Here is a 13,858-nt window from a genome sequence, read left to right as displayed (position 1 = left end):
GGGTGGGGCGCATGCCCTGAAGTCTAAAGCCCTGCTCCCACGCTCGCCGGGGCCTGGCCCTCCGGGTCCCCCCGGTGTTCAGGACCGACGTCGCCGGGGGCTTTTTCCGTTCGCCTTGGACACGGCGGTGCGTCCGGGCACAGGAGGTGCGAGCGCCCGCAGGCCCCCATCCTCCAGCCTGCGCCGCGCCTGGGCGGGCGGAAGCCCGGTGAAGTGCATGGCCAGCGCCAGCTTCACGCTGTTCCCCGCCGCCGTGAGCAGCGCCCGGGCCCGGGCCGGGGGCAGGTCCGTCAGCTCCGCCACCATGCGGGCCGCGCGGGCCTTGAGCTTCGCGTTCGTCGGGCGCACGTCCACCATGCGCCCCCGGTACACCTTGCCCAGCGACACGAAGGCCGCCGTGGTGATCGCGTTCAGCACCAGCTTCGTCGCCGTGCCTGCCTTGAGCCGCGTGGAGCCCGCCACCACCTCCGGCCCGGTGAGCGCCAGCACCACCGTGTCCGCCCGCAGGGCCTTCCCCGGTGGGTTGCAGCAGACCAGCACCGTGTGCGCCCCCCGGAGGCGGGCCTCGTCCAGCGCACCCCGGACGTAGGGCGTGGACGCGCTCGCGGAGATGCCGCACACCACGTCGCGCGCCGTCGCCCGGAAGGTGCGCACCGCCCGCGCACCCGCCTCGACGTCGTCCTCGGCGCCCTCCACGGCACGCGTCAGGGCCCGCTTGCCTCCCGCGATGGCCGCCTGGACGCAGGTGGACGGCACGCCGAAGGTGGGGGGACACTCGCTGGCATCGAGCACGCCAAGCCGTCCGCTGGTGCCGGCGCCCACGTAGAGCAGCCTGCCACCGACGCGCAACGCTTCGGCCACGGTCCGGGCCGCCGCCGAGATGGCCGGCAGGGCCTCGCGCACCGAGCGAAGGGCGATCAGGTCTTCTTGATGCAACCGTCGGACGACCGCCTCGACAGGGAGGAGGTCCAGATCATCCGCGCGGGGGTGGAGCCGTTCGGTGGGCGGAAGCGCTGCTTTTGGGGCGCGCGTCGTGCCCACCGGAAGGACCCGGACTTCAGGCGGCCTTGGTCACCTTGCCCGCCTTGATGCAGCGGGTGCAGGCCAGAACGCGCTCGATGCTGCCACCGACGTTGGCCCGCAGCTTCTGCAGGTTCGGCAGGCTCCGCTTCTTGGTCTTGTTGTTCGCGTGGCTGACGTTGTTACCCACCAGCGGACGCTTCCCACAGAGGTCGCACTTCCACGCCATGACTGCTAACTCCTTGAAAACTGGGGCGTTCTACGGCAGCCCATAAAAGAGCGGCGGAACCTACCAGAAACAGACCGAAAATCCAGCCGGATCCGTGAGGGAAAACCTATCCCTTGAGGGGATCCTTCTTCTTCAACATCTCCTGCACCATTTTCGCGGCCCGCATTCCCGCCAGGAGCTCGCCTTCCAGGCCCAGTCCGGGCAGCACCTCGCGGCCCGCCAGGATCACGTTCTTGGCCGGCGTGCGCTGCTTCAACCCCGTGACGCCCAGGAAGGCTTCCGACTCGAAGCTGTAGAGGGGGTGGGGCATGAGGCGGCTGCCGCGCACTCCCCCGGCGTCCAGGTAGGGGGCCGACCGCAGCGCACGGTGCTGCTTCGTGAAGGGCATGAGGCGGTCCAGGTGCTCGTCGATCTTCGCCGCCAGGCCCTGGAGGTGCTCCTCGCCCAGTTCGCGCGCGGAGGCCGGCACGAAGGCGCCCGCGCACACCACGCGCACGCCCTCCACGTCCCGGCTGTTGCCTCCGGTGGTGGTCCGCGCCGGGTGCTGCTGCACGAGCATGGGGCCCAGCTCCGGGTCCTGCGTGTCCACGAGCACCAGTTCGCCCATGCCGCGCGGGAGCGCCGACTCCGGCACGACCCAGTTCACGCTGAAGAGCAGGGACTTGGTGTTGGACTGGTCCAGGTGCTCCAGGAGGCCCCGGTGGTGCTTCTTGTCCGTCACCAGCCGGCGGATGGCCCCGGAGTCCGTGGCCGTCACCAGGCACGACGCCCGGTAGAGCGTGTCCGAGCGCACCAGCTTCACGCCCGCGAACTTGCTGCCGTCGAACGCCAGCTCCTCCACGATGAAGCCCGCGGGGTTGTCGCGGCCCAGCACGTCCCCGCCCAGCTCCGCCAGCCGCCGGGTGAGGACATCGCGCAGGGCGTCCATGCCGCCGGGGTAGGTGGAGGGCGCGGCGAGCACCTGGGACAGGGCCCGGGTGAGGGCCAGGGGCGCGGTGGGCTTCTCCAGGTGCACCACGAAGGGCAGCAGGCCGCGCACCAGTGACAGCGCGGGGTCCTCGCTCGCGAGCCGGGGCGTGGCCTCCAGGCCCGGGTGATCCTTGATGAGCCCCTTGAGCTTCCAGCCCTCGAAGAAGCCGTCGGGGGGGAGCTGGGGGCCCGTCTTGAAGAAGGCGTCGGTGGCTTCGTGCTGGGCGGAGCTGCCGGCCAGGGCGCCCTGGATGCCTTCGCCAGCCTCGCCGAACTCGCGCGTCAGCTCCGAGCGGCGGCGCGCGGCGTCCGTGGTCAGGTCCACCCGGTTCTTCGGCAGCACCAACTGGAGCTCGGGCGCGTGGGGACGCATCGCCCGGCTGATGACGGTGGACAGCCCCAGTTCGGAGAGGGCCTCCTCCACCGCGGGCATCGCCTTGAGGGGCGGCGCGACGAAGGGGGCGTAGGGGAGCACGAAGCCGTCGTGCTCGTAGCCGGGGCCCATGCCGTCGTGCTCCACCAGCAACACGCGGTGGTTGCGCTTCGCCAGGAGCGCGGCGGCGAGCGCCCCTCCGACCTGGCTGCCCAGCACGATGACGTCGTACACGTGCCGGGACGGGCCCGAGGGGAGCTTGAGTTGTTTGGCGGCGGACGTCGACATAGCCGCCGAACACTACACAACGTCACCGCGTCTGGCGCCCTTTTGGCGCGTTGGTTTCGGACGGGGGCGGGTCCGGACGACCCGTCAGGGCCGCGCGGAGAAGAGCCGCGCCAGCAGCTCCGGGGGCAGCGTGTCGAAGTCCGCGGCGGTGTAGTGGGCGCCGGCCTTCTTGAGCAGCTCGGCGGTGGTGGTGGTGGTGATGCCCACGGTGACCATGCCGGCGGCGCGCGCGGACAGCACGCCGTTGATGGCGTCCTCGAAGGCCACGCACGCTTCCGGGGGCACCTTCAGCGCCTGGGCCGCCGCGAGGAAGATGTCCGGCGCGGGCTTGCCGCGCTTCACCTGTTCGGCGCCGACGACGCACGCGAACAGCGGCCGCACGGAGAGCCCGTCCAGCACCAGCTCGCGGTTGCCCTGCGGCGCGGCGGTGGCCACGGCCATGGGCAGGCGCGCGTCCCGCAGGCGGTGGAGGAAGCCCTCCGCGCCCCGGTGCAGCGCGAGGTAGGGCCGGTAGATGGCGCGGTAGTGGGATTCCTTCTCGTCCGCGAGCGCGTCCAGCTCCGCGACGGACAGCGCGCGCCCCAGCAGCTCCGGGAAGATCTCCTCGTTCTTCTTGCCCGCGAACTCGTTCTGGAACCGCTCGGCGGTCAGGTCCTCCAGCCCGAGCTTCCGGGCAAGTGTCACCCAGGCCCGGTTGTGGAAGTCCATGTTGTCGACAAGCGTGCCGTCCATGTCGAAGACGGCGGCGCGCAGGGGGGCGGCTGCGGAAGTCATTTGCTTCCCATACCGCTTTCAGCCGGCTTGTCACCCCTGAATCTCCCATGTGTGCTCGGCTGGGCCTGATATCCCCTGGAGGCATATGAGCGAGGACGTGCTGCTGGAGACCCGGGGCGCCGTGGGCCTTGTCACCCTCAACCGCCCGAAGGCGCTCAACGCGCTCTCGCTGGACATGTGCCGGGCGCTGCATCCCCAACTGGATGCCTGGGCCGCGGATGCAGCCGTGAAGGCCGTGGTGATCCGGGGTGCCGGGGGAAAGGCGTTCTGCGCGGGAGGGGACGTGCGCGCGGTGGCCGGGTCGGTTGGCCGCACGGAGGGGGGAGCGTCCCTTTCGAGCGAGTTCTTCCTCGCCGAGTACGCGCTCAACCACCGCATCCACCATTTCCCGAAGCCCTTCATCGCGCTGGTGGACGGCATCTGCATGGGCGGGGGACTGGGGCTGTCGGTGCACGGCGGATTCCGGGTCGTCACGGAGAAGCTGGTGCTCGCGATGCCGGAGACGGGCATCGGCATCTTCCCGGACGTGGGCGGGGGCTGGTTCCTGCCGCGCTTCCCGGGCGAGACGGGCACGTACCTGGGGCTGACGGGCGCGCGGTGTGACGCGGCGGACGCGGTGTGGTTGGGGTACGCGACGCACCGGGTGGAGGCTTCGCGGCTGGAGGAGGTCCTGGGCGCGCTGGTGGCCGCGGATTGGAGCGGCCCGGCGCACCACGTGGTGGCGCATGTGCTGGCGGGCTTCATCGCGGAGCCAGGGACTTCCTCGCTGGAGGCCCAGGTGGAGGTCATCAATCGGTGCTTCCAGGGCAACCGGGTGGAGGACATCCTCGCGGCGCTGGAGCGCGAGGGCTCGACGTGGGCGCAGGCGACGCGGGCCACGCTGCTGCGCATGTCGCCCACGAGCCTCAAGGTGACGCTGCGGCAGCTTCGCGAGGGGCGTGGCCAAGACTACGACACGATGGCGCGCGTGGAGTACCGCCTGAGCCAGGCGCTGACCGCGCGGCCGGACTTCCGGGAGGGGATCCGGGCGGTGCTGGTGGACAAGGATCAGAAGCCGCGCTGGAGCCCGGCCACGCTCGCGGAGGTGACGGACGCGGAGGTGGAGGCGTGCTTCGCGCCGCGACCCGGGGACGAGCTGGTGTTGCCGTCGTTCGACTGAACGCAGGGGAGGACGGCTACAGGTCCTCGTCGCTCACGACGGTGCGTCCGTCCGCGCGCAGCAGCGCGGTCGTGATGCCTTCTCCGGGGCGCAGCACGCCGGTGTCGTAGACGCGCTGGCTGCCGCACGAAGGGCTCTTCTCCTTCAGCAGCGCCACCGGGACCTCGAACCGCCGCGCGGCATCCAGCGCGAGTCGTGCGCCTTCCCTGAACGCGTCGGTGCGGTCCTCGCGGGTCTCCCGTGTGAGGGCCCGTGCACGGCCGGCCCAGACATCCACGCCCGTGCCTCCGGACAGGTCCACGGGAGGGCGGGGGATGCCCATGCCCGCCCCGGCCTCCGGACAGATGGGGACCACGGACTTGCCTTCCAGCGCCGCGAGCACGCGCTCCGAACGCTGCGAGCGCCCGTCATACCGGCATGCCTCACCCAGCAGGCACGCACTCACCAGGACCACGGGCGCATCGCGCAGGGCCTGCCGTCGCGCGTCTCGCGCCGAAGCCTCGGACTCACCTGACGGGGCTGGGGGCGCATCACGCCTGACGGTCACCGCTGAAGAGTCCGCCAGTTCGCGGGCCGCGTCCGGATCCGATTCGGGCGAAGCCGTTGCCGCCAACCCATGGGCCCCGTTCGGATCCGCCACCTCCGTCACTTCGGGGCCCCCGGACTGCGCAAGGCCGCCCCATCTCCCGTGACGATCGCATCCACCCGCGTGCGCATCCCATCCAGCGTCACCGCGCCCGTCACCGCCAGCCGCACGGCGAGCGGATACAGCCGGTGCTCCTCCGCGAGGATGCGCGCACTCAGGCTCGCTTCGTCATCCTGCGCGAGCACCGGCACCGCCGCCTGCGCGATGATGGGCCCGGTGTCCGTGCCCGCGTCCACGAAGTGCACCGTGCACCCGGCCACCTTCACGCCGCGCTCCAGCGCCTGGCGCTGCGCATGCAGCCCCGGGAACGCGGGCAGCAGGGAAGGGTGGATGTTCAGCACGCGCCCCGGAAAGTGCTTCAGGAAGTCCGCGCTCACCAGCCGCATGAAGCCCGCGAGGCACACCCACTGCACGCCCGCGTCGGCCAGCACGCCGTGCAGCGCCGCCTCGAAGTCCGCCTTGGACGCGAAGCCCTTGTGGTCCACCACCTCCGCGCGCACGCCCGCCTTGCGCGCGCGTTCCAACCCGTAGGCGGTGGGCATGTTGGACACCACGCACGCCACCTCGGCCGGGAAGTCCGCCTGCCCGGCCGCGTCGAGCAGCGCCTGCAGGTTGCTCCCGCCACCGCTGATGAGCACCCCCAGCCGCGCCCGCTGCGCGCTCATGGGTCGATGACCGCCGTGGCCTCGCCCTGGCCCGCTTCCACCCGGCCCACCTCGGACGCTTCCACGCCCCGGCCGCGCAGCACCTCCAGCGCCTTGCCCACGTCCTCCTTCGCCACCACGACGATGAGGCCCAGGCCCATGTTGAACGTGCTGAACATCTCGTCGCGCGCGACGTTCCCCGTCTTCGCGATGAGGTCGAAGATGGCCGGCTTCTTCCACGCCGACTCATTCAGCACCGCGCGCGTCCCATCCGGCAGGCACCGGGGCAGGTTGCCCGGGATGCCGCTGCCGGTGATGTGCGCCATGCCCTTCACCTTCACCGCCTGGCACAGCGCGAGCGCGTCCTTCACGTAGATGCGCGTGGGCTCCAGCAGCGCGTCACCCAGCGGGCGGTCCAACCCCTGCGGCGTCACGTCCAGCGCAAGCTTCGCGTCGTCCAGCAGCACCTTGCGCGCCAGCGAGTAGCCGTTGCTGTGCAGCCCCGACGACGTCAGGCCGATGAGCGCATCCCCCGGCTTCACGGTCTTGCCGTCGATGATGGCCGAGCGCTCCACCACGCCCACGCAGAAGCCCGCGACGTCGTACTCGCCGCGCGCGTAGAAGCCCGGCATCTCCGCCGTCTCTCCGCCCAGGAGCGCGCACCCGGCCTGCTCGCAGCCCAGGGCGATGCCCTTCACCACCTCCGCCGCCGCGTCCACCTCCAGCTTGCCGGTGGCGAAGTAGTCCAGGAAGAACAGCGGCTCCGCGCCGCAGGTGAGGATGTCGTTCACCGACATGGCGACGAGGTCGATGCCCACCGTGTCATGGCGCCCCGCGAGGAAGGCCACCTTGAGCTTGGTGCCCACGCCGTCGGTACCCGCCACCAGCACCGGCGCCTGGTACTTGCCGGGCGGCAGGGCGAACAGTCCACCGAACCCACCCACCCCGGCCAACACCTCGGGGCGCATGGTGCGCGCGGCATGGGGCTTGATTCGTTCGACGAACGCGTCGCCGGCCTCGATGTCTACGCCGCTCTGCTTATAGGTCGTTCCCACGGGCCGGCCTTGTATCCCTCCCAGGGGGTCCTGTCTCGGGCCTCGGCGTCCCCGTGTCGGGTTTGCGGCGGCGACCGTGCCCCCTGGCATGAAGACCGTCCTGCCACGCCACCGCGCGATATCGCTCTGGGATATTTGACCGGTGGGGTGGGGGCTGATTGACTCGTTGGCCAGATGGGCGCCGAGGAAACCCTCTTTCAAAGATTTGGCAAGGAGTTCCCCAAGGGCACCGAGCTCTTCCGTGAGGGAGAGATCGGCAAGGAGATGTTCGTCATCCAGTCGGGGAAGATCGCCATCTCCAAGCGCGTGCGCGACGTGGAGAAGGTCCTGGCCGTCCTGGGACCGGGCGAATTCTTCGGTGAGATGGCCATCATCTCCAACAAGCCCCGGAACGCCTCCGCCATCGTCCATGACGACGCGAAGCTGCTCGTCATCGACCCGAAAACCTTCGAGGCGATGATCCGCGGCAACGCGGAGATCGCCGTCAGGATGATCAAGAAGCTGGCCGAACGCCTGTCGGAGGCGGACGCCCAGATTGAAAACCTGCTCCACGGGGACCCCGCCAGCCGCGTGGTCCATCAGATCCTCCAGGCCTGCCAGGCGCGCGGCCGGCAGCAGGAGGAGGGCGTGGAGATCGACTTCGCGGTGCGGGAGATGCCCCGGCAGATTGGCGTGGGCGAACCCGCCGTGCGCAGCATGTTGGATCGCATGGAGCGCGCGGGTCTCATCGAGCGCAGCGGTGACAGACTGACCGTGTATGACACGGCCCGGCTGCATGACTTCCTCAACTACCTCGAGATGAAGTGGAAGTTCGGAGACCTCTAGCGTGAAGCTGCAAGTCCTCGGGTGCCACGGCGGCGAGCTTCCCACGTGCAGGAGCACCTGCTTCCTCGTGGATGACGTGCTCGCGCTCGACGCGGGAGCACTCACCGGGACGCTGTCGCTGGAGCAGCTCTGCAAGGTCGACGACATCCTCGTCGGCCACAGCCACTTCGACCATGTGAAGGACCTGCCGCTGCTGGCCGACCTCGTCATCGGCCGGCGCGACAAGCCCGTCACCATCCATGCCTCCCGCGAGTGCGCCAGGGCGCTGCGCGAGAACATGTTCAACAACGCCCTGTGGCCGGACTTCACCCGCATCCCCACGCGCGCCAAGCCCGTCCTGGCCATCAAGACCTTCCGCGCCGGCAGCACCTTCCAGGTAGGCCCCTACACCGTGAGGAGCGTGCCGGTGAGCCACCCGGTGGAGTCGTGCGCCTTCATCATCTCCGACGGGAAGTCCTCCCTCGCGATGAGCGGCGACACCGGTCCCACCGACAAGCTGTGGAAGGCGCTCAACGCCACGAAGAACCTGAAGGCGCTGCTCTTGGAAGCCAGCTTCCCCAACAGCCTCCAGGCCCTGGCGGACATCTCCGGCCACCTGACGCCGGCCACCGTGGGCTCGGAGCTGCGCAAGTTCGACCGCAACGGCGCCCAGGTGATGCTCTACCACCTGAAGCCCGCCTTCATCCCCCAGCTCAAGAAGGAGCTGGCCCCACTGCCGGTGAACGTCCTGGAGCTGGGGGAGACCTTCCAGTTCTAGGTCGTGCCGCAGCGCGCCGTACGGAGGTATTGACGGCTGTCGGCGGGCGGACTAACCCCTGGCGCCCTCATGGCCTGGTTCTCCAAGAAGCCCCGCATCGCCGTCGATCCCGAGCCTGTCGCCGAGCCCCAGCCCTCCCGCATGCAGGGCCTGTGGGCCAAGTGCGAGAGCTGCGACGAGATCATCTACCGTCAGGAGCTGGAGAAGAACTGGATGGTGTGTCCGCACTGCGAACACCACCACGCCTGGACGGCGCGCTCGCGGCTGGCGGCAACGCTGGATCCGGACTCCTTCGAGGAGTTCGACAAGGAGCTGGAGCCGTTGGACCCGCTCGGCTTCAGCGACACCAAGAAGTACAAGGACCGGCTGAAGTCCACGCGCAAGAACCTGGATGAGAACGACGCGTTCATCTCCGGCGTGGGCCGCATCGAGGGCCACCAGGTCTCCGTGGGCTGCTTCCTCTTCGAGTTCATGGGCGGCTCCATGGGCTCGGTGGTGGGCGAGAAGGTGACGCGCGTGTTCGAGCGCGCCTACGAGCTCAAGTGCCCCGCGCTGGTGTTCTCCGCGTCCGGCGGCGCGCGCATGCAGGAGGGCATCTTCTCCCTGATGCAGATGGCGAAGACGTCCGCGGCCATCGCGCGCTTCCGCAACAGCGGCAAGCCGTACGTGTCGGTGATGCTCAACCCCACCACCGGCGGCGTGGCCGCGTCCTTCTCCTGGTTGGGCGACGTCATCCTCGCGGAGCCGCACGCCCTCATCGGCTTCGCGGGCCCGCGCGTCATCGAGCAGACCATCCGCCAGAAGCTCCCGGAGGGCTTCCAGCGCTCGGAGTTCCTGCTGGACCACGGGATGATCGACGCCATCATCCACCGCAAGGAGCTGCGCACGAAGCTGGGCCAGCTCTTCGGCCTGCTGGGGTAGGGCGGTTTCACCGAACGCCATGGACGCGCCCAGTACCCCCGAGGAGGCCCTGCGCTTCTTCCAGGCGCTCAACCCCTCCGGCATCAAGCTGGGCCTGGAGCGGGTGAAGGACGCGCTCGCGGCGCTGGACCATCCGGAGCGCGACTACCCGGCGCTGCACGTCGCCGGCACCAACGGCAAGGGCAGCACCTGCGCCTTCGTGGCGCGCGCGCTCGAAGCCGCGGGCCACCGGGTGGGGCTCTACACGTCGCCGCACCTCGTCCGCGTCAACGAGCGCATCCGCGTGGCGGGCGAGGACATCCCGGACGACGTCTTCGGACAGCGCATCCTGGAGGTGCTGGAGCGCTACCCCTCCGCGCGGACGGACCCGATGACGTACTTCGAGTTCGGCACCGTGGTCGCCCTCTGGCACTTCTCGCGGGAGCGCGTGGACGTGGCCGTCCTGGAGACGGGCCTGGGCGGACGGCTTGACGCCACCAACGCCGCGAACCCCGTCGTCACCTGCGTCACCCCCGTGTCCTTCGACCACATGGAGTACCTGGGCCACACGCTCCGGGAGATCGCGGGGGAGAAGGCGGGCATCTTCAAGCCCGGCGTGCCGGTGGTGCTCTCCAGGCAGGACCCGGAGGCGATGGACGCGCTCCTGCGCCGGGCGGAGCAACTGGGCGTGCCGGTCCACGTGGAGGGCCGCGACTTCGGCCTGGAGGTCCAGGACGACGGCAGGCTGGCGTACCGGGGGCTTGCCTGGTCGCTCGGTGACCTGACGCTCTCCTTGCGCGGGCCCTACCAGCGTCAGAACGCGGCGGTGGCCCTGGCCTGCCTGGAAGCCCTCCATGCGAGGGGCGTCGCCGTGACGCCGGAGGCCGCCCGCGTGGGGCTGGCCACGGCCCGCTGGCCCGGACGGCTGGAGGAGGTGGCCACGCAGCCTTCGGTGGTGGTGGATGGCGCCCACAACCCGGCGGGGGTGGCGGTGTTGCTGGAAGCCCTGGAGGCCCTCTACGCGGGGCGTCCCCTGCACCTCGTCTTCGGGGTGGTGGCGGACAAGGACCGGGGACCGATGATGCGGGCCCTGTTTCCCCTGGCGACCTCCGTCCACCTCACGCCGCTGGACACGCCGCGCTCGCTCGCACCGGAGCGATACACCGACGAAGCGCGGGCCTTGTGTTCACGGGTCGTCGCCCATGCCTCCCTGGAGGATGCCCTCGCGGGTGCCCGGGTCGATGCTGACGGCAGCCCGGAAGGATGGGTCCTTTGTACAGGCTCATTGTTCCTGGTGGGCGCGGTGAAGCGATTGCTCGCGTGAAACCTTGGCGCAATGCAGCAGCGGCAGTAACTTTGAGACATGCGCCTGCCGGACTGGAGATCGGCCCTACCCGGCCCTCCGATGCCCACCGTCGATGAAGTCGACTTTCGGGCGCTGTACTCAAAGACGAACTACGTGGTGGAGACGGCGGACGGATGGTCGCTCGTCATCACGCGCTACCGGCCGGTGAAACAGGCGTTCGCGCAGCCGCTGTTCGGTGAGCCGCTGCTGCTCGTGCACGGCTTCTCCCAGAACCGGCACACGTGGACCAGCGGCCAGTTCGTCAAGAACCTGCTCTTCTTCGGCGTGGACATCCACATCCTGGAGCTGCGCGGGCACGGCAAGAGCTCCATCGCCTTCCAGAAGGAGCGCGCCGAGCGCTTCAAGCGCCCGCTTCCCACGGACCTGGACTACGGCTGGGACCTGGACAGCTACTTCCTCTACGACCTGCCCGCGGCTGTCTCCGGCGTGAAGCGCATCACCCGCCGCGAGCGCGTCTTCTACTGCGGCCACTCCATGGGCGGCATGCTGGGCTACGGCTACGCCGGCATCCACGACGACTTCGAGGGGCTCATCACCATTGGCGCCCCCGCGGACCTGGGGCGCGGGTTCATGCTGCTGCGCATGCTGGCGCACGGCTCGCCGCTCCTGGCGAGCGCGGTGGACATGGCGCTGGGCGGCGTGAACCTGAATCGCCGCGCGAGTTCGTTCGGACGCTCGCTCCTGTCGAAGGGGGCAGGGGCCTTCAGCCCGGCGCTCCAGAAGCGCCTGGCGCCGGACACGCCGAAGTCGCTCGTGTTCAACGCGGTGCCGGTGGACATCGTGCTGAAGTTCGTGGAACGACAGATTGCGCAGGCGGATGATTCGAAGCTGTATCAGCGTTTCACGCGCAAGCTGAACCGGCTCATCAACACCGAACGCGTCAGCCGCGACGACATCCGGTGGCTCTTGCGCGAGGGCGGCGAGCGCGAGCCGCGCAAGGTGATTGAACAGTTCGCCCGGTGGATCCGCCGGGGCGAGATGGTCTGCTACCGCACGGACTACGACTTCAAGCGCGGCTTCGGGAAGATTGAAATCCCCATGGCCATCATCTTCGGGGACATGGACCCGCTGGCGTCCGTGGAGTCCACCCGCAGCGTGTATCGCGCGGCGAAGAGCGAGTACCTGCTGTGGCGGCCGGTGAAGGGCAACAGCCACGTCGAGCTGACGATGGGGCACGACATCCGGCAGATCTGCTACGACATCAAGAATCTCATTGAATACACACGCACGCACCGCACGCGCTCGCCCACGCTGCCGCGCTTGCGTTGAAGCGCGGACGTTCCCACCGGCCTGAAAAGTTGGAGCCTCCCGGCTGCGTGCTAATTTCGCGCGCCTCTGTCGTACGGCAACGGGAGTGGTCGATGAAGGCCTTGGCGGTGTCGCTGCTCGGATGGATGCTCGTGCCCCTGGTGGCGCTGGCGCAGCAGCCGGCTGCGGACCTCAACACCATCACCAGCATCACCGTGAATGGTGGCACGGTGGAGATTACCGGCAGCAAGAAGCCGGACTTCAACAGCTTCACCATGACGGACCCCCCGCGGCTGGTGCTGGACGTGTCCGGCGCCGTCTTCCAGGGCGTGGACGAAGAGCAGCCGGTGGGCAACGGCACCGTCACCGGCATCCGCACCGCCACGTACGGCACCGAGTCCGCCTCCATCGCGCGCATCCTCATCGGCTACGAGCGCGAGGTGGAGACCGACATCCAGTCCTCCGGCAACAAGCTGGTGGTGAAGGTGCTGGGCGGGGGCGGTGCGACCGTCGCCGCGAACACGCCCGCGCAGCCGCAGGGCACGGCGGAGGTCGCCTCCGCGACCAACACCCCCACGGGAGCCAATGCCCAGGACGCTGCCCGCGCCGCCGCGTCGGACCGCGACACGCAGGAGAAGGCCGCGAAGGCCGCCGCCGACGCCGCCCGGGCGGACCGGGAGGCCCAGGAGAAGGCCGCCGCCGATGCCGCCGCCCGCGCCAAGGCGGACGCGGACGCCGAACGCCAGAAGCAGGAAGAGGCCCGCCTCGCATCGCAGCGCCAGGATGAGGAGCGCCGCGCCTCCGAGGCCGCCGCCGTCGCCGAGCGCAAGCGCCAGGAAGAGGACGCCCGCGTGGCCGCGAAGCGCGCGGAGGACGAGCGCCGCGCCACCGAACAGGCCGCCGCCGAGGCCCAGCGTCAGCAGCAGGCCCAGGCCCAGGCCTCCGCGAAGAGCTCGGCGGAGCAGAAGCGCGCCGCCGCGCAGGCCGCCGCCGAGGAGAAGCGCGCCGCCACGCAGGCCGCCGCGGAGGAGAAGCGTGCCGCCGCGCAGTCCGCCGCCGAGGAGAAGCGCGCCGCCGCGCAGGCCCGCCGCGACGAGCAGCAGCAGGCCATCGCCGCCGCCGCCGAGCAGAAGCGTCAGAGGGCCGAGGAGGCCCGCGCGAGCCGCCAGCAGCGGACGGTGGCGTCCCGCGAGACACCCTCGCGGCCGGCCAGCCAGGGCAGCGCGGCGCGGGAGAGCGGCGGGGGACAGACGTCGTCGCGCCGCAAGACGATGACGTTGGTGGGCTTCCAGCAGCAGCCGGACAGCTCCCGCGTGTTCGTGCGCACCAACGAGCCGGTCCGCTACACGGTGAGCGAGTCGGGCAACCAGGTGGTGCTGGAGCTGGAGAACACGCGCGTGGTGGAGTCCAACAACACGCTGCCCCTGGACACGCACTTCTTCCCGTCGGCGGTGTCGCGCGTGGAGGCGTTCGCCGCCGCGGGCCAGTCCGTGCGCGTCGTCATCCAGTTGAAGCAGGGGGTCCGCTACCAGACACGCCAGGACGGCGGGCTCATCACCCTCGACTTCCCGCGTCCGGGCCGCTAGGACGGGGCGGGCGCCGTTG

Annotated in this window: 14 protein-coding genes; 7 read left to right on the top strand and 7 right to left on the bottom strand. The window is 70.1% G+C overall.

Annotated elements, in window-relative coordinates; translation table 11 throughout:
* Nucleotides 1–78: 78 nt before the first annotated feature.
* From murQ to D7V88_RS09865, 4 genes are all read right to left on the bottom strand, one after another.
* Nucleotides 79–1,041 (bottom strand): N-acetylmuramic acid 6-phosphate etherase, encoded by a 963-nt coding sequence (murQ, locus tag D7V88_RS09880; protein ID WP_120540364.1) that lies wholly within the window; start codon nucleotides 1,039–1,041, stop codon nucleotides 79–81.
* Between the two features lie 16 nt (nucleotides 1,042–1,057).
* Nucleotides 1,058–1,249, bottom strand: coding sequence for a 50S ribosomal protein L28 (gene rpmB / locus D7V88_RS09875; protein ID WP_120540363.1), 192 nt, complete (start codon nucleotides 1,247–1,249; stop codon nucleotides 1,058–1,060).
* Nucleotides 1,250–1,355: 106 nt separating this feature from the next.
* On the bottom strand, nucleotides 1,356–2,879 hold the full coding sequence (locus D7V88_RS09870; protein ID WP_120540362.1) for an NAD(P)-binding protein: 1,524 nt from the start codon (nucleotides 2,877–2,879) through the stop codon (nucleotides 1,356–1,358).
* Nucleotides 2,880–2,963: 84 nt separating this feature from the next.
* Nucleotides 2,964–3,653, bottom strand: coding sequence for an HAD family hydrolase (locus D7V88_RS09865; RefSeq protein ID WP_120540361.1), 690 nt, complete (start codon nucleotides 3,651–3,653; stop codon nucleotides 2,964–2,966).
* Nucleotides 3,654–3,738: 85 nt separating this feature from the next.
* On the opposite strand from D7V88_RS09865, the gene D7V88_RS09860 reads away from it, so the two are divergent.
* Nucleotides 3,739–4,812 carry an enoyl-CoA hydratase/isomerase family protein gene (locus D7V88_RS09860; protein WP_120540360.1) on the top strand — a complete coding sequence of 358 codons (1,074 nt, stop codon included), beginning with the start codon at nucleotides 3,739–3,741 and terminating at the stop codon, nucleotides 4,810–4,812.
* A gap of 16 nt (nucleotides 4,813–4,828) precedes the next feature.
* Here the strand turns inward: D7V88_RS09860 and D7V88_RS09855 are convergent, their stop codons facing one another.
* The 3 genes from D7V88_RS09855 to purM all read right to left on the bottom strand — a co-directional run bounded on the left by D7V88_RS09855 (nucleotide 4,829) and on the right by purM (nucleotide 7,157).
* Nucleotides 4,829–5,266 carry a 2-thiouracil desulfurase family protein gene (locus D7V88_RS09855; RefSeq protein WP_167509831.1) on the bottom strand — a complete coding sequence of 146 codons (438 nt, stop codon included), beginning with the start codon at nucleotides 5,264–5,266 and terminating at the stop codon, nucleotides 4,829–4,831.
* 191 nt (nucleotides 5,267–5,457) lie between these two features.
* Nucleotides 5,458–6,123 (bottom strand): phosphoribosylglycinamide formyltransferase, encoded by a 666-nt coding sequence (gene purN / locus D7V88_RS09850; RefSeq protein WP_120540359.1) that lies wholly within the window; start codon nucleotides 6,121–6,123, stop codon nucleotides 5,458–5,460.
* On the bottom strand, nucleotides 6,120–7,157 hold the full coding sequence (gene purM / locus D7V88_RS09845; protein ID WP_120540358.1) for a phosphoribosylformylglycinamidine cyclo-ligase: 1,038 nt from the start codon (nucleotides 7,155–7,157) through the stop codon (nucleotides 6,120–6,122). The genes purN and purM overlap by 4 nt, the downstream gene beginning before the upstream one ends.
* A 174-nt stretch (nucleotides 7,158–7,331) precedes the next feature.
* Here purM and D7V88_RS09840 point away from each other — a divergent pair, with 174 nt between their 5' ends.
* From D7V88_RS09840 to D7V88_RS09815, 6 genes are all read left to right on the top strand, one after another.
* Nucleotides 7,332–7,982, top strand: a complete 651-nt coding sequence (locus D7V88_RS09840; RefSeq protein WP_120532054.1) for a Crp/Fnr family transcriptional regulator — start codon at nucleotides 7,332–7,334, stop codon at nucleotides 7,980–7,982.
* Nucleotide 7,983: 1 nt separating this feature from the next.
* Nucleotides 7,984–8,739: an MBL fold metallo-hydrolase gene (locus tag D7V88_RS09835; RefSeq protein ID WP_120540357.1), complete on the top strand. Its 756-nt coding sequence runs from the start codon at nucleotides 7,984–7,986 to the stop codon at nucleotides 8,737–8,739.
* A 69-nt stretch (nucleotides 8,740–8,808) separates the two neighbouring features.
* Nucleotides 8,809–9,660 carry an acetyl-CoA carboxylase, carboxyltransferase subunit beta gene (gene accD / locus D7V88_RS09830; RefSeq protein WP_120540356.1) on the top strand — a complete coding sequence of 284 codons (852 nt, stop codon included), beginning with the start codon at nucleotides 8,809–8,811 and terminating at the stop codon, nucleotides 9,658–9,660.
* Nucleotides 9,661–9,679: 19 nt separating this feature from the next.
* Nucleotides 9,680–10,963, top strand: a complete 1,284-nt coding sequence (locus D7V88_RS09825) for a bifunctional folylpolyglutamate synthase/dihydrofolate synthase (protein WP_208726196.1) — start codon at nucleotides 9,680–9,682, stop codon at nucleotides 10,961–10,963.
* A 39-nt stretch (nucleotides 10,964–11,002) separates the two neighbouring features.
* The gene (locus D7V88_RS09820; RefSeq protein ID WP_120540355.1) at nucleotides 11,003–12,274 is read left to right on the top strand and encodes an alpha/beta hydrolase; all 1,272 of its coding nucleotides are present in this window, start codon (nucleotides 11,003–11,005) and stop codon (nucleotides 12,272–12,274) included.
* Between the two features lie 92 nt (nucleotides 12,275–12,366).
* The gene (locus D7V88_RS09815) at nucleotides 12,367–13,839 is read left to right on the top strand and encodes an AMIN domain-containing protein (RefSeq protein WP_120540354.1); all 1,473 of its coding nucleotides are present in this window, start codon (nucleotides 12,367–12,369) and stop codon (nucleotides 13,837–13,839) included.
* The last annotated feature ends 19 nt before the right edge of the window (nucleotides 13,840–13,858 follow it).

It is taken from the genome of Corallococcus terminator (assembly GCF_003611635.1).
Classification (GTDB): domain Bacteria; phylum Myxococcota; class Myxococcia; order Myxococcales; family Myxococcaceae; genus Corallococcus; species Corallococcus terminator.
Note: the sequence above shows the minus strand (reverse complement) of the source record. Positions and strands in the feature narration are given on the sequence as shown.